This window comes from Rothia nasimurium, from assembly GCF_928381705.1.
In the GTDB taxonomy this organism is placed as follows: Bacteria; Actinomycetota; Actinomycetes; order Actinomycetales; family Micrococcaceae; genus Rothia; species Rothia nasimurium_G.
On sequence record NZ_CAKMSR010000007.1, the window covers coordinates 95,651 to 122,182 of the forward strand.

The following is a 26,532-nucleotide window of genomic DNA, read 5'->3' on the forward strand; positions in this document are numbered from 1 at the left end:
GTCGTTCCCGTCCTTTCTAGAATCCGCGGTTACGGTCGTTCAGGAAGTCCATGACGTCCTGTTCCTGGGGCATTGCCTCTGAGCAGGCAATCTGGGAGGCAACAATAGCGCCAGCTGCATTCGCAAAGGTCAGAGCATTTTCCAGGGGCCAGCCTGAGAGAATTCCATGGGTGAAGGCCCCACCGAAGGAGTCTCCTGCGCCAAGTCCGTTAGCGGTTTCGACCGGGGTGGGGGCTGAGACAACTCGTTCAGTAGCAGTCTTCGCCATCACACCCTCAGCGCCCATCTTGACCACAGCAATTTTCACGCCTGCAGCCAGGAGACGGTCAGCCTGTTCGTCCGGGGTGCCATCACCGACAGCAACAGCGCATTCTTCCCGGTTACCAATGGCAATGGTGGCGTACTTAAGCAGTTCCTGAGCTGCGGCAGTTGCCTCTTCGGGCTTCTCCCAGAACATGGGGCGATAGTCCAGATCGAGAATCGTGTGCTGACCCTCAGCCAGGTTGTCGCGTCCACGAGCCTCATGGGCTGCTAGCTGGGCGGAGCGGGCCGGCTCCTGGCACATACCGGTCAGGGTCGTCCAGAAAATGGTGGCATTTTTGACGGCTTCCATATCGATGTCGTCGGCGGTGATCTGAAGATCCGGCGCGGTGGGGAAGCGCCCATAGAAGTAGAGGGGGAAATCTTCTGGGGGTTTAATCGCGCAGAAGGTGACGCAGGTCTGGAGGTTCGAATCGACGGTGACGTTTGCGTCATCTGCCCCGTAGCGGTTGAGTTCCCGGCGCAAGTATGTGCCGAAAGGATCATTGCCGACGCGGGTGATTACAGAGGTCTTATGTCCGTACTTAGCTGCGGCTACGGCGACATTGGCCGGTGAGCCACCCAGGTATTTACCGAAGCTGGTGACGTCTTCAAGGCCAACGCCGATGTCATTGGGGTAAACATCAACGCTGATACGCCCCATAGTCAGTAGTTCGTAGTGTGTCATGTGCTGCCCGTCCTTGGTATGAAACGTGGGAGTTGGAGGTTCTTACCCTCTAGAGTGCTACACAGCACACCCCCATGTCAAGGTTTGTACTTACATATTGACAAAATAAGTTATTTGGGACTTAAATGAAGAATTAAGAATGACGCAGGTCTCCACCACCGAAGGACACACGTCTCCCCACCCACTGAGAAAGCACACCCCATGACTCCTCAAAAACCCCTCGGCATTGGCCTCATCAGCGTCGGCTGGATGGGCAAAGTCCACACCAAGGCCTACCGCGAACTCCCCAGCGTCTACCCCGAACTCGGTGTCGCCCCCCGCCTGGTCCAAGCAGCAGACACCAGCGAAGAACGCGTCCAATACGCCCAAGAAGTCCTCGGTTACGAAAGCGGAACCACCGACTACCACGAGGTCCTCGCCAACCCAGACGTAGACGTCGTCTCCATCTGCGCCCCCAACTTCCTCCACCGCGAAATGGGCATAGCTGCAGCCAAAGCAGGAAAACCCTTCTGGATTGAAAAGCCTGCAGGACGATCCGGCGACGAAACCGCTGACATTGCCCAGGCCGCAGCCGAGGCAGGCGTCCTAACCTCCGTCGGCTTCAACTACCGCAACGCCCCCGCCCTAGAACACGCAAAAAAAATCATCGCCGAAGGAAAACTCGGGCGAATCACCCATGTACGCGGAATCTTCTTTGCAGACTACTCAGCCAACCCCAAGGGCGCCCTCTCCTGGCGATTTATCCGCGACAAGGCCGGTAGCGGCGTCCTCGGCGACCTCATGGGCCACCTCGTAGACCTCATGCACTACATCGTTGCCCCCATCGAAGAAGTCACCGCCCTCACCAGCACCTTCTACACCGAACGCCCCGTACTCCCCATGGGCCAAGCCACCCATTTCGCCATTATTGAAGACGGAGAAACGGGCCCCGTAGAAAATGAAGACTACGCCGCCATGCTCGTCCGCTTCACCCCCGACGAAAGCGGCCTCCCCGCCGTTGGAACCCTCGAAGCCTCCCGCGCTTCCTCCGGCCCCCGCGCCCGCTACGCCCTTGAAATCTACGGCACCGAAGGCTCCCTCATGTGGGACTTCGAACGCATGAACGAACTCGAGATCGCCCTCAACTCAGCAGAATACACCGGCTACACCCGCGTCATGGCCGACCCCACCATGGGCGACTTCTCCCACTTCCAACCGGGTGCCGGAACCTCCATGGGCTACGACGACCTCAAAATTATCGAAGCCCAAAAGTTTGTCCGCGCCCTCCTCGGCGAAGACAGCGACCACGCCAGCATTGAGGACACCGTAGCCTCAGCCCGCGTCCTCGACGCAGCTGAACGCTCAGCAGCCTCCGGCCGCTGGGAAACTGTCACCCGCTAAATTCACCGAGAAAGGCGAGCCACCTCTGGCTCGCCTTTTCTCAAAACACACACATTTTGCGCGGCCCTGACGGGCAGTTACTATGCGAAGAAAGATTTGCCCTTCTGCGCCTGTGAAGCCTCAAGAATGGCCGCCTGCTGCTCCGGGGTATAGGTAGCATCAACGGTACGAATGGCCTCGCGCAGGTCGTAGGCGTCCTGCTCGGCTAAGAGCTGGGCAGAATCAGCTAGCACGTCCGCCACCCGGGTCTTCAAGTCAGCCGCGCTGGCTAGGCCGTCCTCCTGTAGCACGAGCTGCTCACCAGCGTCCGCATCCGGCTCAGCGCCCGGCTCTGCGGCGTCCTCTAGCTCAAAGAGAGCGAAGCCGTAGCGGCGTTCATCCCCAATATAAAAAATGTTCAGCAGCAGGGTAAAGACGCGACCGGTCAGGTCAATATAGGTCTTCTCAAGTTCGGCGGTCTCTAGCCAGAGGCCATCGACCTCAGCCGGGGCGTCGTACTCAAAATCGTAGCCAAAGTCGGTAGCCAGGGCGTGGGCCAGCGGGCCAATGCCGTAGTCGGGGCGAGCCATAGGGTTCCTTAGGGTAGTAGGGCGGACGCCGGGGGTATGACGAGAGACCTCAGCAATTCTAGCCCTCTTGCCCCGCCCAGGGAACATGCGCAGGCTAAGCCGGGGCGGACGTCCGCGCCCCAGCAAGGTGCGCCCGGCAGGTAGCTGCGGCGGTAGGCTAGTGCCATGAGCACCCTACATATTGATGTGAATTCTGATTCTGGGGAGTCGTTTGGCTCCTGGACCATGGGAGATGACGCTGCGATGATGCAGACCGTCTCTTCAGCCAATATCGCCTGCGGTTTTCATGCCGGTGACCCGTCGGTTGCGCGTGCTACCGTGCGGGCGGCGCGGGAGAACGGCGTGACGATCGGGGCCCACGTTTCTTACCCCGACCTGGCTGGTTTTGGCCGCCGCTTCATGGATATGACGGCCACCGAACTCACCGACGCGGTGATTTACCAGGTGGGCGCGCTTGAGGCGGTAGCGCGGGTTGAGGGTGCCGAAGTGCGCTACTGTAAGCCCCACGGCGGACTCTATAACGCTATTGTTCACCACGATGTGCAGGCGGCGGCAGTGGCACAGGCCCTGCACGAACTCGGTGACCTGCCGGTTCTCTGCCTGCCCAATTCAGCTGTTGCCCGCGAGGCTCAGGCGCTGGGTGTTCCGGTTTTCTACGAGGCCTTTGCCGACCGTGGGTACACCCCCGAAGGCACCCTGGTGTCCCGCCGGGAGGCCGGGGCAGTCATCCACGACCCGCAGGCTGTGGCCGAGCGTGTGGTGCGCATGGCGGTGGAGCGCAAAGTGGTAGCTGTTGATGGGTCGGTTGTTCCTTTGCATGCCGACAGCATCTGCGTTCACGGCGATACCCCTGGGGCTGTCGCCATCGCCCAGCAGGTGCGGGAAGCCCTTGAGGACGCCGGGGCGGACGTCCGCGCCTTCGCCTAGGAAGGCGGGCGGCGGCGCAGCTTGCGTGGGCGGCGCCACATCTGCCAGAATTGTTGAACAATCTTAGGAGTGGTGGCACGGCCCAGACCCCGGCGCAATAACGCACAGCCTGCCACCCCTCCCCCGCCAACGAAGCTAGCAGAGAGGGGCGCTATGGCCACCGCGCAGACACCCGGCAGACCCACCACCGGCGGCCACACAGCCGATATCTACACGGTCAAGCCCTTCGGTCTGCTGGCAGTGATGGTGAACTGCCGCACCCTCGAAAACGCCCTGCACCTGCACGGGCACCTGCAGCAGCACCCGGCTCAGGGTCAGGTTGAGCTGGTCCCGGCAGCTCAAACCGTGCTCGTCCGCTTTGCTACCGCCGAGCACACCACCGCCTTTCTTGCTGCACCCGATCTGCCACAGGCGTCCGGCGATGTGCGCACCCACGGGCGCACCGTGACCATTCCGGTGGTCTACGACGGCCAGGACCTCGCGGACGTCGCAACCCACCTGGGCATCAGCGAGCAGGCGGTTATCTACGCCCACACCACCGGCCACTGGTCGGTGGCTTTCGCGGGTTTTGCCCCCGGCTTCTTCTACCTGCACCGGCACGATAATGTGCTCGATGTTCCGCGACGAACCACCCCGCGCACTTCTGTGCCTGCCGGGTCGGTGGGTCTGGCCGGTGATTTTTCGGGCATCTACCCCCGCACCTCCCCCGGCGGCTGGCAGCTGATCGGTCACACCAATGCGCCCCTCTGGGACCTCACCCAGAACCCGCCAGCCCTGCTAGAGCCGGGCATGCAGGTGCAGTTCGAGGCGGTGCGGGAGCTTATCTCTCTCGAGCACAAGGACGCCCCCACCCACCCCGCTGAAGCTGGGCAGGCACCTGCCCGACCCGTACTTGAGGTGAAGACGCCGGGGCTGCAGACTCTCTTCCAGGACGGGGGACGAGCCGGACTAACCCATTGGGGCGTCTCCCCCTCTGGGCCTGCAGACCGGGCTGCAGCAGCTGAAGCTAACCGTCTGGTCGGCAATTCGGCTGGTGCCACCGTACTCGAAAACCTCGCTGGCGGGCTGAAGCTGACCGCCCTGACCGATGTGGAGCTAGCCCTGACTGGGGCAGATACCCCGGCGCAGATTACCGAGGACGCCCCTGAGCAGGTCACAGATCCCGCAGAAGGTTCAGTCCCGGCGGCAGAGACACCCCTGGCTGTGCCTTCCTATGCCCCCTTTGCCCTGAAGCCCGGCCAGACGCTTACCCTGGGCGCCCCGGCCCGGGGCTTACGCACCTATATCGCGGTACGCGGAGGGTTTGCCGCTAGAACCGAAGCGGCAAGCGCCTCCCGCGATACTCTGGCTAGTCTAGGCCCCGAACCTCTCACCGCGGGCGAACAGCTCTCCCTCGCCAACCCGCCCGTAGCGGTGGTGGCTGATCCCGTGCCAGCTCTGCCCTTGCCGGAGCCGGGCGCTGTATTGACAGTGCGAGCGCTGCCCGGGCCGCGTGAGGACTGGTTTACCCCCGAGTCTCTGGACCGCTTCACCGAGGTGACTTGGGAAGTCTCCCAGTCCAGTGACCGTATCGGGGTCAGGCTGATTTTGGCTGACGCTGCACAGGAAGCCCCGCTGGGGCAGGACGTCCTGAGCACCCCCGCCGACGGGCCCGTAGCCCCCCAGCCCACCGACGTCCTCACCCGGGCCGTGCCCCGGGAGCTGCCCAGTGAGGGCATGGTGGCGGGGGCAGTCCAGGTGCCGCCGAGTGGTGAGCCCGTGGTCTTCCTGGCCGACCACCCGGTCACCGGCGGCTACCCCGTGATTGCCACGGTTCACCCGGCTGACCTGCGCCTGCTGGCCCAGGCCCCGCCCGGCGCCCGCCTGCGCTTCACCCTGCTAACCCCACCCCAGACCACCCCTACCTCGACCGAAAAGTGAGCCCCCGCATGCGTAAAGTTCTCGTTGCCAACCGTGGCGAAATTGCCGTCCGTATTATTGGCGCCTGCGCCGCCCAGGGTATCGCGTCGGTAGCGGTTTACGCCGATTCGGACGCCGAGGCCCTGCACACCGCCCTGGCCGATGAGGCCTACGCCCTGGAGGGCACCGGCCCGGCCGAAACCTACCTGGATATGGAGAAAGTACTGGCCATTGCGGTGACCTCGGGGGCTACCGACGTTCACCCCGGCTACGGTTTTTTGGCGGAGAACGCTGACTTTGCCCGGGCGGTCATGGCAGCCGGTCTGACCTGGATTGGCCCCGCCCCCGAGACCATCGAGGCCCTGGGTGACAAGGTCAAGGCCCGCGAACTGGCTCAGTCGGTGGGCGCCCCGCTGGCGCCGGGGTCGGACGGCCCCGTGGCCTCCCCCGAGGAGGCCCGCGCCTTTGCCCAGGAGCACGGCCTGCCCTCTATTATTAAGGCCGCCCACGGTGGCGGCGGGCGCGGTATGCGCATTGTGCGGGAGCTGGGCGAGGTTGAGGACGCCTTCGTCGCAGCTTCGCGCGAGGCTGTGGCTGCTTTCGGTAACGGGGAGTGCTTCATTGAGCGCTTCCTAGAGAAGCCCCGCCATGTGGAAGCCCAGGTGGCTGCGGATTCCCACGGGAATGTGGTGGTAGTTGGAACCCGCGACTGCTCCCTGCAGCGTCGTAACCAGAAGCTGGTGGAGGAGGCTCCCGCTCCCTTCCTCACAAATGAGCAGCGGGCCCAGATTGAGCGGGCGTCCGCTGAGATTTTCCGGGCCGCCGGGTATGTGGGTGTAGGCACCGCCGAGTTTATGGTGGCCCTCGACGGCACGATTTCCTTCCTTGAGGTCAACACCCGCATTCAGGTGGAGCACCCGGTCACCGAGGAGGTCACCGGCGTTGACCTGGTAGCCCTGCAGCTCGATATTGCGGCGGGCAAGCCCCTGCCCTTTACTGAGACTCCCGAGCCGGTCGGTCACGCCTTTGAGTTCCGTATCAATGCCGAGGACCCGGCGCGGGGCTTCCTGCCTGCCGCCGGCCGCATTGAGTCCATGACCATACCCTCTGGCCCCGGGATTCGCTGGGACGCCGGGGTACGCCCCGGTTCTGTAGTCAGCGGGGAGTTCGATTCCATGCTGGCCAAGCTGATTGTCACCGGCCCGACCCGCGAGGTGGCCCTGCGCAGGGCCCGCTTTGCCCTGGCCCAGATGGATATTGCCGGGGTGGCGACCGTGCTGCCCTTTGACCGGCAGGTGCTTGAGGCCCCGGCCTTTACCGCCGAGAGCGGCGACTTTGGGGTCTACACGACCTGGATCGAGGATTCTTTCCTGGCGTCCGAACCTGCCCAGGGCTACCGCCAGCCCCTGCTGCCGGTGGGTGCCAGTGTCTTCCCGGGCACCGGCGTCACCCGCTTCACCCTGGAGATTGACGGCACCCCGCACAGGGTGGGTCTGCCCGATTCGGTGTTTGCTTCTTTGAGGTCGGGTGCGGACGCCGTCGCCCCCACCAGCGGGCAGGGGCAGGCGGGTGCCGGTCAGGTACTGGCACCCATGGGCGGGGCCCTGCTTAACTACACGGTTGCCGTGGGCGATGAGGTAGCCGCCGGCGACCAGGTGGCCTTGATGGAGGCCATGAAGACCGAGGTTCCGGTGCTGGCAGAAACCGCTGGTACCGTGGCTGACCTCCCCGCCCAGGCAGGCGAGCGCCTGACCGCGGGCCAGGTGCTGGTGGTCTTCGAATAAAAGAAGTCCCCGCATTCGCGAGCGAATGCGGGGATTTATACTTCATTCAAAAATACCTGGGTCACTTTCATAACCAACATAGCAAGTTGGCGGCCCGGTTTCTGATTAAAGCCTACGCGCGCGCAACAGGAGAATCAATAGAACATATTTTCTAAAATGCAGGTTACTATCTATACATGACCTACCCTTTTGAAGCTCATATGGCTCCTGCCCGATTTGCTTCCTACGCTTCATGGAGCCCAAATAGAGAGGCACAGAGAGCACTTTATCTGTGGAATATCGAGTTAGCCCAGGCCCTCAATACGACGCTAGGTCACGTCGAAGTTTTTTTGAGACACGCTATCGATACTCAACTGCGCACCTGGAATTCACAGCAACCATATTTAGATCCCATGCCTGAAGTTCACCCTCGTGACCCCAGGTATCGGTACGGTGGAGCGAGCGAAGAGTGGTTAAAGCACCCCGCCAAAGAATTAGCCACACTTATCATTACAGGCCGAGGTAGAAAAACCTCCCCTTACGACACGGCCTACCAGCGAGCTATTGCTGACCAAAGTAACCGGATTGCTACCCACCCCAGATACGGTCACACGGTTAACTATGACGACATTCTTGCTCATACAACCCTGGGACTTTGGGGGCGCCTTTTACCCGATGCGAGATATAGAACTGACCCTTCTAATCCAAGGCATCTGAGCCGCGACAAGCAGAGAATACGCGATGCACAGATTAAACTCTGGAATGAAAGTATCAAAAACGCCTTTCCCCACCAGAACGCCTATCCGTATCTCATCTCCCATCGAGTCAACCAAGTAAGTACTGCTCGAAACCGCATAGCTCATCAAGAAAGCCTGCTCAACGTCGATGTTAAGAAGGTTTTTCGCTCCGCTGTCCGCCTTACTCAGGCTATCGACCCAGCCCTTGGAAGCTGGGTAGCTGGCACTTCTCGCGTTATGCAGGTCTACGCTAAAAAACCCTATGGATAGCACCCTGTTCCCAGGAGCGGGGTTTATTGCTTAACTACCAGAGACGCCTGCTCGGTAAAATGAAACTGTGACTTCCCTAGCCCCTGAACCCCTGCCGTCCGCGTCCCTTGATGAGATAGCCCGCAAGCGCCCCGCCGAGTTGCGGGCGTCCGAGTGGGCTGTGTATGCCCTGCGAACCGCCATGGATGCGGGTGTTCTCACCCCCGGCACCCAGCTCACGGAAGAAGCACTGGCCGCCACCCTGGATGTCTCCCGCAACACCCTGCGCCAGGCCTTCACCGAGCTTGAGGGGCAGAACCTGGTGCAGCGCATCCCCCACCGCGGGGTTTTTGTGGCCCGGCCCGACAGCACGCAAGTGCGAGAGCTTTTTATTGAGCGGTGGGCGGTGCAGGCGGCCGCCCTTGACCTGGCTCCTGCTGGGGAGAATAAGGACGCCCGGGCCGCCCTCGCGCGTGCAAGAGCGGCCCGGGATGCGGGGTCGGTGGACGGTATGGCCAACGCCAACCAGGATTTTCACCGGGCCCTGGTTGCGGCTGCCGGGTCAGAGCGGCTAAGCCGCACCATGTCACGGTTGCTTGCCGAGATGCGCCTGCTCTTTTTTGAGTACACCCAGGACGGGGGCTTCCACGCTCCCTACGTTGAAATGAACGCCCACCTGCTCGATCTGGTCGAGCACGGTGAGCGGACCGCCGCCCACGAGGCCTTACGCAGTTACCTGGTGGCCTCGCGGGATAAGTTTTTGCAGCGGCAGGCGGATTCCTAGCCAGCCCAGAGGGCGGCGATACCGCTGAGGGACTTGTAGCCCAGGTAGATGGTCAGCAGCCAGGAGATCCAGCCAATTACGATGAGCCAGACGGGGTAGCGGTAGCCGCCCAGCAGGGTTTTGGCGCGGAAGGTCGCTACGAAGAGAAGCACCGCAAAACCTACCGGCAGGATGAGGCCGTTGACGGCACCAGCCACGATCAGCAGGGTGGCGGGGGCCTTGCCCGCAACGATGAAGACGACAGTTGAGACGACGATGAAGCCGATGGTCAGGGCATTCTTGACGGTTACGGAAGTCTTAGCGGTGGTTAGGAAGGACACCGAGGTAAAGGCCGCACCGATGACGGACGAGATTGCTGCGCCCCAGAGAATCAGACCGAAGAGGCGGGTTCCAATTTCACCGGCGGCGATGCCGAAGGCCTGACCGGCGATGGACTTGTCGGTATCGAGGGCTACGCCGGTAGCGACCACGCCCAGAATGGCGAGGAAAAGTAGGAAGCGCATGATGCCGGTGATGACGATGCCGGTGACGGATGAGCGGGAGATGTCCTTGACGTACTCGGGGCCGTGGATACCGGCGTCCAGCATGCGGTGGGCACCGGCGTAGGTGATGTAACCGCCCACGGTGCCGCCGACCAGGGTGGTGATGACGGTGAAGTTCACTTCACTGGGAATAACGGTGTTCTTGAGGGCCTCACCGACGGGTGGGTTGGAGACAATCGCGACGTAGAGGGTTGCCAGAATCATGACGGCGCCGAGGACGACGACGATGCGGTCCAGGGCGACGCCGGCTCGCTTGGAAAGGAAGACACCGATAGCGAGGGCGGCGGTGATGATGCCGCCGGTGGTGGCGTCCATGCCGAGCATGGAGTTGAGGCCCAGGCCGCCACCGGCGACGTTACCGACGTTGAAGACGAAGCCGCCGAGGGCTACCAGGATAGCGAGGAAGATGCCGAGGCCAGGAAGGACGGAGTTGGCAAGTTCCTGGGCTTTCATGCCGGAGACGCCAATAACGCGCCAGACATTGAGCTGCACGGCGATGTCGATGAGGATCGATACCAGAATCGCGAAGGCGAAGGCTGCGCCCATCTGGTAGGTGAACTGGCCGGTCTGGGTGATGAAGCCGGGGCCGATGGCGCTGGTGGCCATGAGGAAGAGGGAGCCGAGCAGAGCTGTACGGCGCCCCTTGGCGGCCTGGTCTTTGGGGGTGATCAGGGCGTTTGCGTCTGCCATGTCTCTCCTTGGGGTGCGGGCACGCGACGGGGGCGTCATAATGCGTGCTAGGTCATAGACATAGATTACACAATTGTTGAACAATCGCAAGAGGAGAGCTCGCGCACGTGCCATCGTAAAAGTGCAACTGCCCGTCACTTAGTGAAGGGCAGTTGCACTTTTAAGGGGGCGGGTTCAGCAGGGGGTTAGCGCTGACGGCGGCGCAGCGTCAGGACGCCCGCTGTCAGGGCTGCGAGTCCAGCTAGGCCAAGACCGACCACCTGGGCACCGGTGGAGGCAAGCACCCCGCCACTTGCAGCAGGCTGGCTACCTGCAGGCTGGGCGGCAGGCTGGAAGCCCTGCTGGGTTCCGGCACCACCGTTCGGGGTATCCACCTGGACGCCGGGGGTCGCGGACTGGCTTGCCCCTGCAGTAGCGCCGGGGGTGGGAGCAGGCTGGCTGCTGGCGCTAGGAGCGGGGGTCGACTGGGGCGCAAAGACGGGCAGGCTGCTGGGGTCGGCACTCGGCACAGGGCTGGGCTGACTGGTCGGCTCGACGCTGGGTTCAACAGTCGGTTCGACACTAGGTTCTACAGTCGGCTCAGGGCTGGGGGCATTCTCAGCTACAGCCAGGCAGTCGTCAATCGCCGCGCCGCCTACAGCAAAGACCGCACGCTGGGTCTCGCTGCGGGCCGTGGTTCCATTGGGCAGCGGGGCGCTGTAGTAGACTTCGAAGCCGTAGACGCCGGGAGTGGTAAAGACCCAGTTAGCGTGGGCGTGGGTGGCGAAGTCAATGTCGATGGTGGTGTCCTTGGCTGTGCCACCGGCGTGCAGGGTGACAGCACCGGCGAAGTCCTGCTCGTAGACGCCGTAACTAGCGCCTTCGGGTACTTCAACCGGCACAAGGTGCAAGGTGGCAGGCCCGGCAAGCTGGGCGTAGTCAACGTCCTGGGTGTTCCAGCCGGGCCAGAGAATACCGGCCTGCTGGGTCTGCGGCAGGCCGTAGAACTCGCTACCGGCATCGCCCAGGAAGTCCAGCTCGGGGGCCATCATCTGCTCCTGGCGGGCAAAGCGGGTGTTATCGCCCAGACCCAGCACCACGTCATTGAGAGATCGCTCAGCAGCTTCACGGGTGACAGCCCCGGTCTCGTCCTTCAGCGCCAGCTTCAGCGCCCCGCCTGCCAGGGAGGCCTTGATATCGACGTGCCCGTCGGTGAGCAGGTAGCGACCTTCAAGCTCAGGAGCCTTGCACTGGCGGGCATCGGGCAGGGGCTGGGCGGGGGTGGAAGGGCTGGTGGTAGGCTCAGGCTGAACCGGGGCGGACGGACTCGGGGCCGGAGTGCTGGGTGAAGGAGCAGGTGAGCTGGGCTCAGGGCTGGGCGCAGGCTGGCTAGGAGCTACCACGGGGTCGGTGAGTGTAAGGGAGCCGCTGGAGCTATATTCCTGGCCGGGCACATAGTCGCTGGTGACAGTGTGCCGGTCGGTGCGGGCGTCCATGTCGGGGTGGGGGGTGATATTGAAGATGGCATGGTAGCCCTTGAGCCAGCTGGCTGCGCTCAGGTAGCAGCTAGCGACCCCGTTGTCGATGTGGGCATAGCAGTTGGCGGCGCCCGAGGCGTCCTCGGCCCGGCGGAACATACCGCCTGAAACGTAGCCGCGCACGGTGGGGTCGGCAAATTTAATCTGTACCAGGTTGTACCCCTCATGGTCTGAGGGTTTGATGGTGACGGTGTAGTCGCCGCTGGTCAGGGCGTGGTGGCCGGTGGGGAGCACGGTGTTGCCGGGGTCAGCGGTGGGGGCGGGCCAGCGTCCTTCACCCGCATCTGAGCGCACGGACGCGCTCCCCCCGGGTGCGTAGGTCAGGGCGGGGGTGACCCACTTGGCGGCCTTGGCACCGGAAGCCGCCGCGGCGCCATCCGGAATAAAGACGCCCTGAATCTGAGAATCTAGGGAACCCAGCATTTCTGACCAGGTGGCCTTACCGTTTTCAACACGCACGTCGGTGAGGAAGTAGCCCTGGTTGTAGAGAGTCAGGGTGCCCGAGACGTCGGTGCGCCCGGCATCGAAGGTGATGTCGGTGAGGGAGTCGTCGCCGTCCTTTTCAGGGTTCGCCTTGGGAGCCAGGGTCAGACTGTAGTTTTCCCTGGTGAGGGCGGTAGTCAGGGCCCTGTTGTAGGCATCAATCAGGGGTGCCTCAGTTGCAACACCAGCGCCGTCTGCCGGGCGATTTCCGCCCACCTGCCAGACGGCGGTGGTGGGCTTAGATTCGATGGTTTGACCGTCAAGACCGCGGGCGACGGTGCGGTAGGTGACCTCGTAGCGGCCAGGGCGAGAGAAGGTGGTGAAGTTGTGGGTGTGGGCGCCGGGGGTGAGCACGGCCGACTGGAAATCGGGGTCGGTGGAGCTGAGCATGCGGCGCACGTCGTTGGGGAAGTAGTTGGAGCGGTAGGTGAACATCTCCATGACGCCGGGGCCGTTGACGTTCAACAGGTCGAGGGTAAAGGTGCCGTCGCGGAAGTTTTCAACGGGGATGTTGGTGTCTGCCCCGAAGCCAATCCAGGCCGGGTTGTGGTTGCCGTAGGGCAGGGAGGGGGCCATGTAGAGCTTGTCGCCGGGCCTGCCCAGGAAGCTAGCATTGGGCGAATCGGGCACGGTGAAGATGTACTGGTTTTTGGCTTCAGCGCGGGCGGAGTAACCCTTGCCCAGCCAGAGAACCGACTGGTCAAAGGGCACGAGGGCGTCATTTTTGTCGCCGTGGGGCATCTTGCCGTAGAGGCTAAAGCCGTTGTTTTCCCAGACGGTTTGCGGGGCGTCGATATGGGCCTGGGTGCCCACGATTTTGCCGTCGTCGGGCCCGGCAGTGGCGGGCAGGGCTGAGCCGACCAGGGTGGCGATGGCCAGGGCCGAGAGGGTTAGAGCGCGGTAAGGACGCCTGCGGGCAACTGGGCGCAGTGAGGGGGAGGACGCGGGTGCTTGGGTCTGCATTGCGGTCTTTCTAGTGTGTGCGGGGTGGGTGGCGAGAAGCTCACCCATAAGTTGAGAATGATTATCATTAAAGATATTCTATGTGTCGAGAAAAGCCAAACAACACACAGCTAGAAAGCACACCATGTACCAGTTCCCCCGCGCCCTCTCGGTCGCAGCCCTTTCCGTGGCCCTGCTTGCAGGCCCCCTAGCAGCCTCACCCGCAGTAGCCGAACAGGGCGGCCCCGCCCCTGCCGCCAGCCAGGCAGCCCCCACCGCGAGCCAAGAAGCCGCGGCGCGCACCGTTCTCGCCGTCGAGCACACCGACGCCCTAGCTATGGCTCTAACCAACGGGCAGCTAGAACTCTTCACCTACGCCGACCTGCCCGGCGCACCCCGCACCCGCCTTGACCCCGCCCAGACAGTCTTCAACCTGCAAGACCGTGCTGACACCAGGGTCAGCGTGCCCGCAGGGTTCGATTTTTTGGGTGCCGAGGGGTCAACCATCTGGCTGGCACCCCAGACCCAGGTAGCCGGGGTGCTCTGGCCCGGCTGGAATACCGAGGGGATCCACCCCGGTGAGTTAGCCGGCGACAAACTGACCCTAGAACTCGTAAAAACCAAGGCCCCCGAAGGCGGTGCGGTCGAGGTCTTCCAGTCCTCCCCCTTCGGCACCGAACGGGTCTTTAGCTCCCGCGAGAAACTGCCCGCCCTGCAACAGCCGGTTGGTTCCCACGTACACGCCAACTGGGCTTTCACCGCCACCGGAACCTACGAGCTCACCTTCCGCGCCAGCGCCACCCGGGCGGACGGCACCCCCGTCAGCACCGAGCAGACCTACACCTTTGTGGTAGGGCAGCTCCCCGCCGAACTGGGCGGCCCAACCGAGGCAACCCAGCCGACCGCCACCCCCTCCCCCAGCACGGCACCCGAGACACCTTCATCTACTAGCCCCAAACCCAGCGCACCCGCACCGGTAGAGACAACCGAAGCACCGGCGTCCGCACCGGCAGCACCAAGCTACGCTCCCTTCAACCCGGCACCGGCCCCCGGCGGTAGCCAGGAAAGCGCCAGCACCCAGACCAGCCAGCAGCATGCAGCCCCGGCGGCGGGAAGCAGCAACCAGGTTCACCGAGCACCGACCGCCCAGAATCCAGCTCAGCAGCACCCCGCCCAGCAGCACTCAGCGGCAGGCGGTAGCGGGGGCGCCGCGCCCCAGCAGTGCCTGGTCACCGAGGAACTGGTCAAACCTGCCGAGCAGGCTCAGCAGGGTGAGGCAGGTACGGCTAACCGGGCGTCCGCGCGCACCCTGGACAAGCCCGCCTTCACCATTCAAAAAGCCGTTAATACAAGCACCAGCAAGGCCACCAGCGGCCACTTTGATTTTGGTGCGGTCCTGAGCGGCGGTAACCTCTCAGCCCAGGTCAAGGACGACCGCACCTCCCCTGCCACCTGGAAGCAGCCAGGTGCCCTCACTTTTGTGCTGGGTGACGGCGCAAAGACCACCATGCCCGGCGGCATGGACCATATCGCCCCGGCGGGGGCCGAGGTCTACCTGATCGGGGCAACCCAGCAGGCCACCGTGCCCTGGGTCGGCTGGAACACACAGAACCCCGAACTGGTTGCCCAGGCCTCCGGCCCGGCCACCCTCACCCTGACCGATTTGCAGGGTCCGGGTAGGCTGTCGGTTTTCCTCTCGGGCAACTTTGGCTCAGCTGGAACCACCGTCTTCAACGGGGTAGGTGACTCCTTCTCGGTACCGCTCAATACTCACCAGCACGCCAACTGGGTCTTCACTGCCCCCGGTGCTTACTCTGCAACCCTCACCTGGACGGTGCCGCTCAAGAGCGGCGGGCAGGCAACAGCTAGCGGAACCTTGAATTTTGAGGTGGGCGATATGGCCCAGTCCCAACAGCAGACCCAGCAGCAGGACGCCGGTAGCGGCTCTAGCTCCAAGGCCCCCGCAGGTGGTGGGCAGGGCTCTGTCGATAGCGCCACCGGCCTGGTCACGCGACCCGACGGCTCCCAGGTGCGCATTGTGGGCAAGACCGCCGACGGGCGCGACTGCACCCTGAGCGAGGACGAACTCGCCAAGGCCCAGCAGGCCTCAGCCCGAGGCGAGCTGGCCTACACCGGCACCTCATCGACTGGCACCCTCGCCGCAGCCGGTGGCCTGGCCCTGCTGGCCGGGGCGGGCGTCCTGCTCTTTGTTCGTCGTCGCTCTGCCCGCCGTGCAGCGTAACCGTTTTCGCCGCTTCGCCCCTCTCCTACTGACCGCTCTGCTGGCCCTCACCGGCTGTGGCGGTGCAGGGGAGCGGGGCCAGGAGGGCCTGCAGGTGGTAGCATCCACCCCCATTGTGGCCGACCTGGCCTCGGCCGTTGCCGGGGACAGGGCCCAGGTGACCTCGCTGGTTCCCGCCGGGGCTGACCCCCACACCTACGAGCCCTCCCTGCGCGACGTTCGCGACGTAGCCTACGCCGATGTAGCCTTCACCAACGGCCTGCTGCTAGAACAGCAGAAGCTGGTGCGCACGGTCGACGCCAACCTGCCTGAGGGGGCGCTCTCGGTGGCGGTTGCCGAAGAGATTGAGAGCTACGGAGGCAGCCTGATTCCGATTGTTGAGGACGCCTCCCTCGACTCCATCTGGCTGGGCCTGCGCACCTCTGGCGCCCCGCGCGATGCCGACCTGGGTCGTGACGCCTCGGTCACATTCAGGGCCACTGCTGCCAGCGGGCCGGGCCAGCTCGCCGCCTTTATTACCGGAACCTTCGGGTCGGTTGAGAAGGTAGCGGACTCCGGCGCGGACGGCGGCACACAGGCGGGAAACCTGGGGGAAACCTCCCTACCCCTTCAGGCCCATACCCATCTTTCATGGGCATATACCCAGCCGGGCATATACTCCCTGGAGCTTGAAGCCCAGGCCCGCGGCGCTGACGGCGCGGCCCTGGACGGCCTCACCGACGTCCGCCCAACCACCGTGCACTTTGCCGTCGGCGTCTCCCCCGACGCCCAGGCACGCGCCCTACAGGAGGCCACCGGCCAGCCCGTCACCGTCCTCGATGCCGGGCATGCCGACCTCACCGCCCAGCTCGACACCGGCCGCCTGGTGATTCGCACCGATTCCGACGGGCAGGTCACCGAGCACGACCCCGCCAGCACCGTCATTGCGGTACCCTCCCGCACCCTGCAGGAACTCCCTACCGGGCCCCAGTACCGCTTCCTCGGCAAGCCCGGCGACCAGGTCTACCTGCTGGCCCAGGCGGTGCTGGGCAAGCACGTCCACGGCGAAATCGACCCCCACATCTGGCACTCGGTACCCAACGCCATGGCCGCAGCCCAGCTCATACGCGACACCCTCACCGCCGCCGACCCCGCCGGGGCCGCCACCTACCGGGCCAACACCGAAGCCCTGCTCACCGAACTGGCAGACACCGACCGGGAACTCCACCGCATCTACGGCCAGCTCCCCGACGCTGCTAAGAACCTGGTCACCACCCACGACGGTTACCGCTACCTCGCCTCAACCTACGGGCTCACCGTCGCCGGCTACGTCTCCCCCGGCGCGGGCGTAGAACCCAGCATCCAGCAGCGCGAGCGCCTGCGCCGCACCATCGACGACCTAGCCGTACCCGCCCTCTACACCGAGCGCGGGTCAATGAACAGGACGCCGGTGCTCCAACAGGTAGGCAAGGAGGCCGGGGTGCGGGTCTGCGAACTCTACTCCGACTCCCTCGATGCAGATGCCCCCAGGTACTCCCAAATGATGCTGGCCAACGCGCAGGCCATTACCGACTGTTCCACCTAACCCAAGGATTTCCATGAAAATCTCTCCCCGATTCACTACCGCCCTGGCCCTGGCAGCCCTGCTGGTGCCGGCGTCCGCGCTGACCCCCGCAGCCTACGCGGCCGAAGAGAACAAGAGCGCCGAAGAGCGCGCCCTGGAACAGACCCTCTCGCCCGACGAGCCGGTCGTCAGCGGCCAGCACGAGATTGCTGCCGGGCACGTTGATATGGGCCCGGCCTTCGTTGAGGGCTCCTGGGAGCTCATGTTCCGCGACGATTCAACTGCCGAGCCGGTCTGGCGCGACCCTGCCGACGTGGTGCTGCGCGGCGATGACACCGCCATGATGGCCGTACCCGATGACCCCCGCTACTCCTTTGTGCAGGCCTCCCCCGGGGAGCAGGTCTACGTGATTCCGCAGACCGAGCTGGCCGGGGTGGTCTGGCCCGGCTGGAACACCCAGAACCCCCAGGTGGTGGAGCGCCTGGGTCGCGGCGTCACCTTCACCCTTGAGGCGGTAGAGGGCCCCGGCGGGTTCTCCATGTACCTGGAAAACGGCACCTTCGGGGCGCCGGAAGTGCTGTGGACCTCCGACAGCACCGACCCCCAGGACATCTTCGTTGAACCCAACGTGCACACCCACGCCAACTGGGTCTTCACCGCCCCCGGCGCCTACTACCTGACCGTGCGCGCCCACGCTGAACTGGCCGACGGCACCGTCGTCAGCGACACCGCCCGCCTGCTCTTCGCCGTCGGCTCGACCGTGAGTAACGAGCAGGTCTTTGCCGGGGCGGACGCCCTCGGTGCGGTTGACGAGGGCAGCTCAGGGGGCGAGAGCCAGGGGGAAGACCAGGACGCGAGCGCCCAGGCGACCGAGGCAACCTCCACCGCTGCGGCAGCTGGCGATTCAAGCACCAGCAGTGAAGCAGAGAACAGCGACTCAACCCTACCGATTGGCCTCATGGCCGGTGGTGGCGCGCTACTTCTGGCCCTCACCGTCGGTGGTGTTCTCCTAGCCCGTCGCTCCGCAGCCGCTAAGGCTGAAGCCTTCGAGCAGTCCACCGGGGGCCGCGCATGACCACCACCTCACCTACCCTCACCCGAGAAACCGGTGCAGAGGCATCCGCCCCCACCGTCACCATCACCGACCTACACGCAGGCTACCCGGGGCGGCCCGTCCTCACCAGCCTCAACCTAACCCTGCACCCCGGCGAATTCGTCGGGCTCATCGGGGCAAACGGCGCAGGCAAAACCACCCTGCTGCGCTCCCTGCTCGGGCTTGTGCCTACCAGTAAAGGGCGTATCGATATTCTCGATGAACCGCCCCTCAAAGCCCGCGCCCACATCGGCTACGTACCCCAAAAGCACCTCTTCCAGTGGGACTTCCCCATTACCGTTGAAAACGCCGTCATGAGCGGGCGCACCCGCGCCATCGGCTGGTTCCGCCGCCCCCGCCGCACCGACTGGCAGGCGGTCTACTCCGCCCTCGACAAGGCAGAGCTGACCGACCTCAAAGACCGCCCCGTGGGCGAACTCTCCGGCGGGCAAAAGCAGCGAGTCCTGCTGGCCCGCGCCCTGGCGTCCGCACCCAAGCTCCTGCTTCTCGACGAGCCCTTCACCGGCGTGGACGCCCCCACCCAGGACTCCCTCAACCGCCTCTACCGGGCACTAGCCGCCGAGGGGATGACCATTCTGATGTCCACCCACGACATGATCGCCGCCCGCACCTGGTGCACCCGCATCGTCGGGGTGCGCGGCCACCTCGCCGTGGACGCCCCCGCCCAGCAGCACAGCATCGAAGAACTCTACGCCTTCCTGCACGGCCAGCACGAAGGGTGTGAACGAGCCCTATGATTACTCCCTACGAATTTATCCAAGACCTTTTCAACCCCAACCTGGCCTTCCTGGCGCGGGCGCTGGCGGCGGTCGTGATTGCCTCCCTGATTACCGGGCTGGTGGGCTGCCATGTGGTCATGCGCGGCATGGTCTTCATCGGTGACGCTGTTGCCCACTCGGTCTTCCCCGGCCTGGCGGTGGCCTTTGTGGTTGGCGGGTCGCTGGTAGTGGGCGGCCTGGTGGCGGGCGTCATCACCGCTATTCTGGTGGCGATTTTTAGCCAGAACCAGAAGCTCAAAGAGGACTCGGTCATCGGTATTTTCTTTGCCGGTTCCTTCGCCCTGGGTATCACCATCATTTCCCTGGCCCCGGGCTACTCGGGGTCGGTGCAGGATTTTTTGTTCGGTTCCATCGTGGGTATTTCGGGGGCGGACGTCGCCCAGGCAGCGGCCATTGCTGCTGTGCTGGCACTTGTGCTGGGGCTCTTCCATAAAGAGATTGTGGCGGTATCACTCGATAAGGAGAGCGCCAAAGCTGCGGGTCTGCCGGTGCTAGCCCTGGATATTTTGCTCTACGTGGTGGTTACCGTGTCTGTTGTGATCTCCCTTCAAACCCTGGGCAATGTGCTGGTGTTGGCCCTGCTGGTGGTTCCGGCGGCGAGCGCCCGCCTACTCTGCTCTACTCTGGGGCGCATGATGGTCTTTGCACCGGCCTTCGGGGCGGTGACATCCACGGTGGGGCTTTACCTTTCCTGGGCCTTTAACCTGCCCACCGGCGGCGTCATCGTGCTGACCATGATTGCCGGGTTCCTGCTCTGCTGGGCGGCCCGCGGGCGGTTCCCCCTGAAAAGTGCAACTTCCCGTTAAAAAGTGACAGGCATGTGCACTTTTCCGGGGGCATCTTTTGCAGGAGAGTTCGCCCTCTGCATAGCGAGTATGGTAAGTACTAGCCCCAAGCAGGAACCTGTTTAATCTTCACCTAGCTGAGCGTCGAGACGTTCGCGATCTCTCTGACGTTGATGAGCAGAAATTTTGTTTGCTAGGACTAAAGACACCACTATTCCAATAACGCCTCCAACTAGTAGCCCGCGAGAAAAGTCATGGTCCACGACGTCTAAGGTATTCCAGTAAATACCACCCACGACCATGACCGATACGATAACTGTCAGAAGCTTCCATAAAGAGTGCTGTGTCGGACGGGGGGATGGCACACGTTTACGCAACCATGAATCTCTCACCGCCATAGCGAAAATTAGTACCCCCATGGGCATTACTGCCCACATCGAATACATCTCAGGCAATACCCAAGCTAGGACAGCAGACGCTATAAACATCAGGTTCATAGTCCAGACGTAAGAAATCGCAGTTGCCCTGTACAACACCTCACGTTCATATTCATCATCCACTGACTCGTCGTAGTCGTTCAAAATTTTTTCGTTAAAACTCATGAATCCTCCATTTCAGGGTCAAAGACCTCTTCTACTGTCCTCCCCAAAACCCGGCAAATTGCCAAGGCAAGATGCACCGATGGGGAGTAGTTACCCTTCTCAATATTTGCGATTGTTTGCCTTGAAACACCGACACGGGTCGCAAGGTCCCCCTGCGAGATTTCTTGCCATCGCCTAAATTTCCGAACCATATTGGTTGCGGCTTCTGTTGTCATATGTGAACTCCAACGTGTCAACCTCCATTAAGTGTAAACTATTTTTTACATTAAGGAATGAAAAATTATCATTCGGCAAAGAAAATTTCACTTCTGCTTGTAGACATCGCTCATAACTTAATTGCTGACAAGGTACGCCTGCTCTGCCTAGGATGAAGTTGAGAAGTAAGTACACATTGGGAGAGAACATGATTTTCATTGTTGTGAAGTACCAGGTTAAGGACGGCGACCGCGAGGGCTTTTTGGCCGCTACCCGCGAGTTCACCGAGGCTACCCGCGCTGAGCCGGGCAATAAGTGGTTTGAGTGGTCGCTGAGCGTTGAGGACCCCAACGAGGTTGTTCTGGTTGAGGCTTTTGAGGACGACGCCGCGGCAGATCACGTGGAGTCAGACCACTTTGCCAAGGGGCTGGAGGCCATGAAGCCTTGGCTGACCGAAACTCCCAAGATTATTTCTCGCACGATCGACGGCAATGACTGGGATGAAATGGGAGAGCTGAAAATTTCGTAGCTTGCTCCGCACCCGGACGCCGGTGGGCAGTTCACTGCCTACTGGCGTCCTTGTTTTTGCCCCTGGTGTGTAGCCGGGGTAGGGTTATCTCTTGACCGATTGACTAGAATGGGTGTGGAGGTCGCCGTGGGGCGTCCTGATTTTTACTGCCTACGACCGGGGAGCCACATGACTTTGCCGAATGCCGCCCAGGCCCACCACGATGAGCATCTTGATGCTGACCATACGTCGGTTTCGCTTGCTGTTTCTACCGTGATTTTGGCTCTGCGGCGCAAGGAGGGCGAGTCTCATCATTCGCTGTGGCTGCCTCTGGTGCGCCGTCTGCGTGAACCCTATAAGGGTCAGTGGGCCCTGCCGGGTGGCCCCTTGCAGCCCGATATGTCTCTTGAAGAAGCGGCTGGTTACACCCTTCAGCGGGCGACCGGCCTGGTGCCGGGTTATCTTGAGCAGCTCTATGCTTTTGGCGACGTGCACCGCACTCCGGACTACAAGATTATGCGCGAGGGCGGTTCCTTGCCGGTTCCTGCTGAGGAAGATCGGCATGAGCGTGTGGTGTCGGTGATTTACTGGGCGTCTATCCCTCAGACCGAGGTCAACCGCACCCGGGTTCACGAGAATATCCGTTGGTTCCCCATCGACGAGCTGCCCATCCTGGCTTTCGACCATAACGAGATTGTTGAGTACGCCCTCTACCGCCTGCAGAATAAGGTGGAGTACTCCCGTATTGCCCATTCTTTCTTGGGCGAGGAGTTTACTCTGGCTCAGCTGCGTGAGGTTTATGAGGCGATTTTGGGTCGTGCTCTTGACCCTGCAAATTTCCGCCGCCAGATTGCGGCCTCTAAGTCTATTATTGATACGGGTAAGCGTGTTGAGGGTACCCGCCACCGCCCGCCGCGTCTTTACCGTTACAATCACTCGCGTGCCTTCGCGGATCAGGGCCCTCTGGGCATGTACCGTGAGGCCGCCTATAACGCCGAACAGGGGAAGTAAATTTATGAAGCGCCTAGTGCCCTTAGCAGTAGTCACCATTCTTGCTCTCAGCGCATGTGGCACCTCTGTAGAGACAGCCCCTGAAGCTGCACCCACTATCACTTATACCGATGGGATGACAGCTACGGTAGTGACAGTTGAATCAGCTAATACATTTACCGCGAGTATCGATGGAGTGGAAAAAGAAGTTCGTCTTCTTAATGTCGCAGCCCCTACTAGCAGTGGGATTGCTCTCTCAAGTACCTGTTTAGTGGATGAGTCCAAAGCTCTGCTTGCCGAGAAACTGCCTGAGGGTAGCCAGGTAACTCTAAATTTTGATGAGTCTCAGCGCGGGGCAACCGGCTACGTTGAGGCCGCCGTGTATGCAGGAGATGCCTTTATCAATCGTGATATGGCGCGGGCTGGCATGGTTGCTACCACCTTTACTAGCAATGCAGATGAGTTCTACGGAGAGATTTCTCAGGCTCAGCAGGATGCCGCCAATGAGGGTCTTGGTCTTTATTCCAAGGACATCGAATGTACCATTCCTGCTCAAATCCAGGCACAAAAGATAGCTGTAGAGGACGCTAAAAGCTGGGAAGTAGACACATCAGCCGAAGCTCCACTAGAGCAAAAGCAACGTGAAAACGAACGCCAGGCTATCTACCGTGACGCCTCTGCGGTGTACAAGGACTTAGAAGAACAGACTAAAGCTCCCGCTCAGTGGGTAGGGTCAATCGTGACCCTAGACGCCGTTACAGCACAGCTAAATGAACTCCGCTCACTTCTGGGCGATGACTTCTACCCTGAGAACGGCACCAGCGTGAACCAGCAGAAGAAGGCTGAGGCTGAGGCCACCCCGGTGCGCCCGGGTTCCTAAAAGGGCTGAGCTCAGCGGACGCCGCCCCTCGTTCCCCTGCCTCTGGGCAGGCGGGTGAGGGGCGGCGTCCTTTTAATCCACTGTGGTAGATGGGCTAGGGGGCTGAGGTAAGAGCTCTCTGTGGGGTTTGCGGGGTCTTCAGGGTGGGGTGTATCGCCCGGGTGGGTGGTATCTGGGTTAACGGAGGTAGGTTCGGGGGCAGGGGGCTGTTCTGGGGCTGGAACTTCTTCCGGAGCCGGAGCTTGATCTGAGGCAGGAGGTGCGTCAGGAGCCGGCAACTGGGCGACCTCACCTGTGGGGTGGTTCTTGCCGTCCTTCTCTGCTTTTTCGTTTTCTAGTCTTTCTCGTTCAGCTTCTTCGGCTAGGTTGTAGACGATGCGTTTGCTGTCGCGAGCCCGCAGGAAGGTGTCACGCAGGGTTTTGACGGATTGGGTTTGGGCAATGGCTGAGAGCAGGGGCAGGTCGCTGGCAGTTTCGTACTCTTCGAGGCGGCGGGTGAGAGAATCTGCGGCTTCTAGGGGCTCTTTGAGACCTATTCCTTGGGCGTTATTTACACTGGTGAGAGTAGAATTTAACTGGGACGGGAGTGCGCACTCAACGCTTCGACTGTAGATACCTGCCTGTTGCTGATCAGCCTCGTCTTGGGCTGCGCTGATAGTTTCATAGAGGGTGGAGCTACCCTCGGTAACGGCTACGCCGAAGCCTGCTCTGGCCATCTCAGCGTTAAGTAGTCGCCCATCGGGCAGGGTGACTCCCGCCGTAACCTTAACGGTGGGGCTGGCGGAGGGCTCTGGCTGGCTGGTTTCCCCCGCCCCTAGGGCCTCATCGTAAGTAAGGGTGACGGGTGAGCCGACAGGTAGAAGCTTGGTCAGGTACTCGGTGGCCTCTGTGGACAGGCAGCGCATATCCTCATTATCGTGCTTGGCCTGCGGGGTAACCAGGTTCAGCAGGTTAACGGTGATAGTAGTGCCGTCCCTTTCCAGGCTGAGGGTGTCGGCATCGATGACGTGTACAACACAAGCTACGGAGGTGCTGTCTGTAGCGCTGGGGGTGGCGGTGCTGGCAGGTTCAGCAGCATTGCCAAAGAGGCCGCAAGCGGTGAGAGTGAACATGCCGACCGTGAGAGTGGCGGGTGCAAAAATGCGAGCAGGGCGCATGGATCTACTCCTTTGTGTTGCTCACCATACTAGGTGTCCCAGTGGCTGACTTGCCAGTATTACAGCCCCAGGTTGTGCCCTTAAAAGCCGGGTGCCGGCGTCCGCTCTGCTGAGAAGGACGCCGGCACCCGGCTTTTCACCTGCACACGGGGTGCGAGGGTTTTAGGCCTCGGGAATGATGAGACCCTTGGTCTGGGAGACAGCGCGGTCAAAGCGGGCTGCGACGTCTTCCCAGTTGACGATGTTCCAGAAGGCCTTGACGTAGTCAGCCTTGACGTTCTGGTAGTCCAGGTAGAAGGCGTGCTCCCACATATCCAGCTGCAGCACGGGGATCAGGGCGACGGAGATGTTGCCCTGCTGGTCGTAGAGCTGCTCGATGACGAGGCGCTTACCGACGGTGTCCCAAGCCAGGATGGCCCAGCCGGAGCCCTGGATGGTGAGGGCTACGTTTTCGAAGTGGGCGCGGAAGCCGTCAAAGGAGCCGAAGTCGTTGTCGATTGCTGCTGCCAGCTCGCCGACGGGCTTGTCGCCACCCTCGGGTGAGAGGTTCTTCCAGAAGATGGAGTGGTTGGTGTGGCCGCCCAGGTTGAAGGCTAGGTCCTTGGAGAGCTTGCCGATGTTGGCGAAGTCGCCCTTTTCGCGGGCTTCTTCCATCTTTTCCAGGGCGGTGTTGGCGCCGCCAACGTAGGTGGCGTGGTGCTTGGAGTGGTGCAGCTCCATGATGCGGGCTGAAATGTGGGGCTCGAGGGCTGCGTAGTCGTAGTCGAGTTCAGGCAGAACGTACTTTTCTGACATGGTCATTCCTTTCGTTGAAGGCCCTTCTTTGGGTCTTTCTGGGTTTAACTCTACACACTGGGGAGCACGGGGTCACGAGAGGTTACTTGATAAGTCCCCTTGTTTAGCCCTGGGCAAAACGGCTGAAAGGGGGCAGGCGGACGCCCGGGGTAGGTTCTCCACAGTTTTCCACTTAAGAGCGGGGAAAGTTATCCACAGGTGGGGATAAAACTGGGGATATTCGAATTACACGGCTGGGAGTTTCGAAGATGTTCGAGAAAATAGTGCAGAGGATAGGGCAAGCAGGGGCGTAGCCTTTCGAAAATACACCGGTGTTGTTCGAAAATCACACCGGTGTCACTTATCCACGGGTGTGGATAAGCACTGTGGAAAACATACTTTTTAGGCACTTCAACTCGGTGATGAGCGCACTTTTGAGCGTTTTTACCCACAGGGCTGGCGGTTTTTCCACCTTTTAAGTGGATATTGTTCACAGACTTATCCACAGGTGGGGATAAAAGGTGCCCCGGCCGCCTAAACAGGCTGACCGGGGCACCTTTTTATAGATAATCCAGATTTAAAGCTGTGGATAAGAACTGTGCATAGACATAGCGGGAACCACCACCAGAGGTTTAAATCGCCTAGTCGAGAGAGGCTACATTCGAGACGTTAATGACCGTGCTGGGCTTGTCCCCCAGGACTGATTCACCGATTTTGGCGAGGGACTTCACCTGGCGGGCATTAAGCTGATCAAAGATAATGCGGCGAACAGCCTCGACGTGGCCGGGGGCAGCCTCCTGCACCTTAGCCAGACCACCGGGCAGCAGGTGGCAGATGGAGACACGGCGGTCTTTTTCCCAGGTGCTGCGCTCAACAAAGTTATCTTTCTCCAGGCGGGTTACCACCCGTGACAGTCGAGGCAGCAGGGTGTTGGTCTGCCGAGCCAGGTCGGTCATGGTGAGTTTGTGCTGGGGAGATTCTGAGAGCATAGCGAGCACCATGTACTCAACGAAGCTGAGGCCCGAATCCTTCTGCAACTGGCTTTCAAGTTGGCCGGGCAGGTTAAACATGATGGAGGAGATAAAGAGCCAGCCTTCGCGCTCTTCTTCGTTCAGCCATCGGGTGCTCTGGTTAGCAGCTGCAGGGGTTTCTTCGCTCATGGTTCCTCTGGTCGGTACTGTAGGCAAAAGTGGGGTTGTCTATACCTAGTCTAAGTTTCATTCAAAACAGTTTCTGCTCCTGGTGCACCCGTGTTGATGCCTTTTGCAAAAAATATCGGTTATTTAGGGCTAGTTTTTCCTTCCGCTCTTCAGCAAGGTCCCCTCAAGCCAGCCCCTTGCTAGTATGACTCGCGCCCAAAACCTACACCCACTCCCTTAATTCCTCACCAGGCCTTCATTTGATAAGCTAGATTACTAAGGTGTGCCGGGAAGACTGGTCGGCCCGCCCAACTCACCACCGCTCTACCGAAGATAGATGCCCCGGCGCCGCAA

24 protein-coding genes are annotated in these 26,532 nt (G+C 61.7%); 14 read left to right on the forward strand and 10 right to left on the reverse strand.

Going from position 1 to position 26,532, the window contains the following annotated elements; genetic code table 11:
* Positions 1–16: 16 nt before the first annotated feature.
* Complete coding sequence (iolC, locus tag L6762_RS07365) at positions 17–988, reverse strand: 5-dehydro-2-deoxygluconokinase (RefSeq protein WP_237186363.1); 972 nt, start codon at positions 986–988, stop codon at positions 17–19.
* Between the two features lie 201 nt (positions 989–1,189).
* On the opposite strand from iolC, the gene L6762_RS07370 reads away from it, so the two are divergent.
* Positions 1,190–2,368: a Gfo/Idh/MocA family protein gene (locus tag L6762_RS07370; protein ID WP_237186365.1), complete on the forward strand. Its 1,179-nt coding sequence runs from the start codon at positions 1,190–1,192 to the stop codon at positions 2,366–2,368.
* A gap of 80 nt (positions 2,369–2,448) precedes the next feature.
* Here the strand turns inward: L6762_RS07370 and L6762_RS07375 are convergent, their stop codons facing one another.
* Both L6762_RS07375 and L6762_RS07380 read right to left on the reverse strand, forming a co-directional pair.
* Positions 2,449–2,937 carry a hypothetical protein gene (locus L6762_RS07375; RefSeq protein ID WP_237186367.1) on the reverse strand — a complete coding sequence of 163 codons (489 nt, stop codon included), beginning with the start codon at positions 2,935–2,937 and terminating at the stop codon, positions 2,449–2,451.
* Positions 2,938–2,945: 8 nt separating this feature from the next.
* On the reverse strand, positions 2,946–3,104 hold the full coding sequence (locus L6762_RS07380) for a hypothetical protein (protein ID WP_237186369.1): 159 nt from the start codon (positions 3,102–3,104) through the stop codon (positions 2,946–2,948).
* Here L6762_RS07380 and L6762_RS07385 point away from each other — a divergent pair.
* From L6762_RS07385 to L6762_RS07405, 5 genes are all read left to right on the forward strand, one after another.
* Entirely contained in the window at positions 3,103–3,864 is a 762-nt protein-coding gene (locus L6762_RS07385) for a LamB/YcsF family protein (protein ID WP_237186379.1), read from the forward strand. The two genes, L6762_RS07380 and L6762_RS07385, sit on opposite strands and share 2 nt — an antisense overlap.
* Before the next feature lie 153 nt (positions 3,865–4,017).
* The gene (locus L6762_RS07390) at positions 4,018–5,784 is read left to right on the forward strand and encodes an urea amidolyase family protein (RefSeq protein ID WP_237186381.1); all 1,767 of its coding nucleotides are present in this window, start codon (positions 4,018–4,020) and stop codon (positions 5,782–5,784) included.
* Between the two features lie 8 nt (positions 5,785–5,792).
* Positions 5,793–7,547, forward strand: a complete 1,755-nt coding sequence (locus L6762_RS07395; protein ID WP_237186383.1) for an acetyl/propionyl/methylcrotonyl-CoA carboxylase subunit alpha — start codon at positions 5,793–5,795, stop codon at positions 7,545–7,547.
* Between the two features lie 176 nt (positions 7,548–7,723).
* Positions 7,724–8,533 carry a hypothetical protein gene (locus L6762_RS07400; RefSeq protein WP_237186384.1) on the forward strand — a complete coding sequence of 270 codons (810 nt, stop codon included), beginning with the start codon at positions 7,724–7,726 and terminating at the stop codon, positions 8,531–8,533.
* A gap of 67 nt (positions 8,534–8,600) precedes the next feature.
* The gene (locus tag L6762_RS07405) at positions 8,601–9,296 is read left to right on the forward strand and encodes a GntR family transcriptional regulator (protein ID WP_237186386.1); all 696 of its coding nucleotides are present in this window, start codon (positions 8,601–8,603) and stop codon (positions 9,294–9,296) included.
* Here L6762_RS07405 and L6762_RS07410 read toward each other — a convergent pair.
* Both L6762_RS07410 and L6762_RS11940 read right to left on the reverse strand, forming a co-directional pair.
* Positions 9,293–10,528 carry an NRAMP family divalent metal transporter gene (locus tag L6762_RS07410; protein ID WP_237186387.1) on the reverse strand — a complete coding sequence of 412 codons (1,236 nt, stop codon included), beginning with the start codon at positions 10,526–10,528 and terminating at the stop codon, positions 9,293–9,295. The genes L6762_RS07405 and L6762_RS07410 overlap by 4 nt on opposite strands.
* A gap of 185 nt (positions 10,529–10,713) precedes the next feature.
* Entirely contained in the window at positions 10,714–13,491 is a 2,778-nt protein-coding gene (locus tag L6762_RS11940; RefSeq protein ID WP_272878695.1) for a choice-of-anchor M domain-containing protein, read from the reverse strand.
* Positions 13,492–13,615: 124 nt separating this feature from the next.
* Between L6762_RS11940 and L6762_RS07425 the strand changes: the two genes are divergently transcribed.
* The 5 genes from L6762_RS07425 to L6762_RS07450 are packed head-to-tail and all read left to right on the forward strand — an operon-like array spanning position 13,616 to position 19,954.
* Positions 13,616–15,712, forward strand: a complete 2,097-nt coding sequence (locus tag L6762_RS07425; RefSeq protein WP_272878696.1) for a TIGR03773 family transporter-associated surface protein — start codon at positions 13,616–13,618, stop codon at positions 15,710–15,712.
* Positions 15,678–17,276 carry an anchored repeat ABC transporter, substrate-binding protein gene (locus L6762_RS07435; protein WP_237186395.1) on the forward strand — a complete coding sequence of 533 codons (1,599 nt, stop codon included), beginning with the start codon at positions 15,678–15,680 and terminating at the stop codon, positions 17,274–17,276. Before L6762_RS07425 ends, L6762_RS07435 begins: the two co-directional genes overlap by 35 nt.
* A gap of 13 nt (positions 17,277–17,289) precedes the next feature.
* Positions 17,290–18,330, forward strand: a complete 1,041-nt coding sequence (locus L6762_RS07440; RefSeq protein WP_237186397.1) for a choice-of-anchor M domain-containing protein — start codon at positions 17,290–17,292, stop codon at positions 18,328–18,330.
* Positions 18,327–19,106 carry an anchored repeat-type ABC transporter ATP-binding subunit gene (locus tag L6762_RS07445; protein ID WP_237186399.1) on the forward strand — a complete coding sequence of 260 codons (780 nt, stop codon included), beginning with the start codon at positions 18,327–18,329 and terminating at the stop codon, positions 19,104–19,106. The genes L6762_RS07440 and L6762_RS07445 overlap by 4 nt, the downstream gene beginning before the upstream one ends.
* Positions 19,103–19,954: an anchored repeat-type ABC transporter permease subunit gene (locus L6762_RS07450; RefSeq protein WP_237186400.1), complete on the forward strand. Its 852-nt coding sequence runs from the start codon at positions 19,103–19,105 to the stop codon at positions 19,952–19,954. The genes L6762_RS07445 and L6762_RS07450 overlap by 4 nt, the downstream gene beginning before the upstream one ends.
* Positions 19,955–20,055: 101 nt before the next feature.
* On the opposite strand, the gene L6762_RS07455 is transcribed toward L6762_RS07450, so the two are convergent.
* A complete protein-coding gene (locus L6762_RS07455) occupies positions 20,056–20,535 on the reverse strand; it encodes a hypothetical protein (protein WP_237186401.1) in 480 nt (159 codons plus the stop codon).
* Positions 20,532–20,750 (reverse strand): helix-turn-helix transcriptional regulator, encoded by a 219-nt coding sequence (locus L6762_RS07460; protein ID WP_237186402.1) that lies wholly within the window; start codon positions 20,748–20,750, stop codon positions 20,532–20,534. The genes L6762_RS07455 and L6762_RS07460 overlap by 4 nt, the downstream gene beginning before the upstream one ends.
* A 188-nt stretch (positions 20,751–20,938) precedes the next feature.
* Here L6762_RS07460 and L6762_RS07465 point away from each other — a divergent pair, with 188 nt between their 5' ends.
* The 3 genes from L6762_RS07465 to L6762_RS07475 all read left to right on the forward strand — a co-directional run bounded on the left by L6762_RS07465 (position 20,939) and on the right by L6762_RS07475 (position 23,108).
* Positions 20,939–21,259: a putative quinol monooxygenase gene (locus tag L6762_RS07465; RefSeq protein WP_237186404.1), complete on the forward strand. Its 321-nt coding sequence runs from the start codon at positions 20,939–20,941 to the stop codon at positions 21,257–21,259.
* A gap of 168 nt (positions 21,260–21,427) precedes the next feature.
* The gene (locus tag L6762_RS07470; RefSeq protein ID WP_237186405.1) at positions 21,428–22,249 is read left to right on the forward strand and encodes an NUDIX hydrolase; all 822 of its coding nucleotides are present in this window, start codon (positions 21,428–21,430) and stop codon (positions 22,247–22,249) included.
* A 115-nt stretch (positions 22,250–22,364) separates the two neighbouring features.
* Positions 22,365–23,108 (forward strand): thermonuclease family protein, encoded by a 744-nt coding sequence (locus L6762_RS07475; RefSeq protein WP_237186486.1) that lies wholly within the window; start codon positions 22,365–22,367, stop codon positions 23,106–23,108.
* Between the two features lie 11 nt (positions 23,109–23,119).
* Here L6762_RS07475 and L6762_RS07480 read toward each other — a convergent pair whose 3' ends face one another.
* The 3 genes from L6762_RS07480 to L6762_RS07490 all read right to left on the reverse strand — a co-directional run bounded on the left by L6762_RS07480 (position 23,120) and on the right by L6762_RS07490 (position 26,199).
* On the reverse strand, positions 23,120–24,265 hold the full coding sequence (locus L6762_RS07480) for a thermonuclease family protein (RefSeq protein WP_237186407.1): 1,146 nt from the start codon (positions 24,263–24,265) through the stop codon (positions 23,120–23,122).
* A 162-nt stretch (positions 24,266–24,427) separates the two neighbouring features.
* The gene (locus tag L6762_RS07485) at positions 24,428–25,060 is read right to left on the reverse strand and encodes a superoxide dismutase (protein ID WP_237186488.1); all 633 of its coding nucleotides are present in this window, start codon (positions 25,058–25,060) and stop codon (positions 24,428–24,430) included.
* A gap of 620 nt (positions 25,061–25,680) precedes the next feature.
* Positions 25,681–26,199 carry a MarR family winged helix-turn-helix transcriptional regulator gene (locus L6762_RS07490; RefSeq protein WP_237186409.1) on the reverse strand — a complete coding sequence of 173 codons (519 nt, stop codon included), beginning with the start codon at positions 26,197–26,199 and terminating at the stop codon, positions 25,681–25,683.
* Positions 26,200–26,532: the final 333 nt, after the last annotated feature.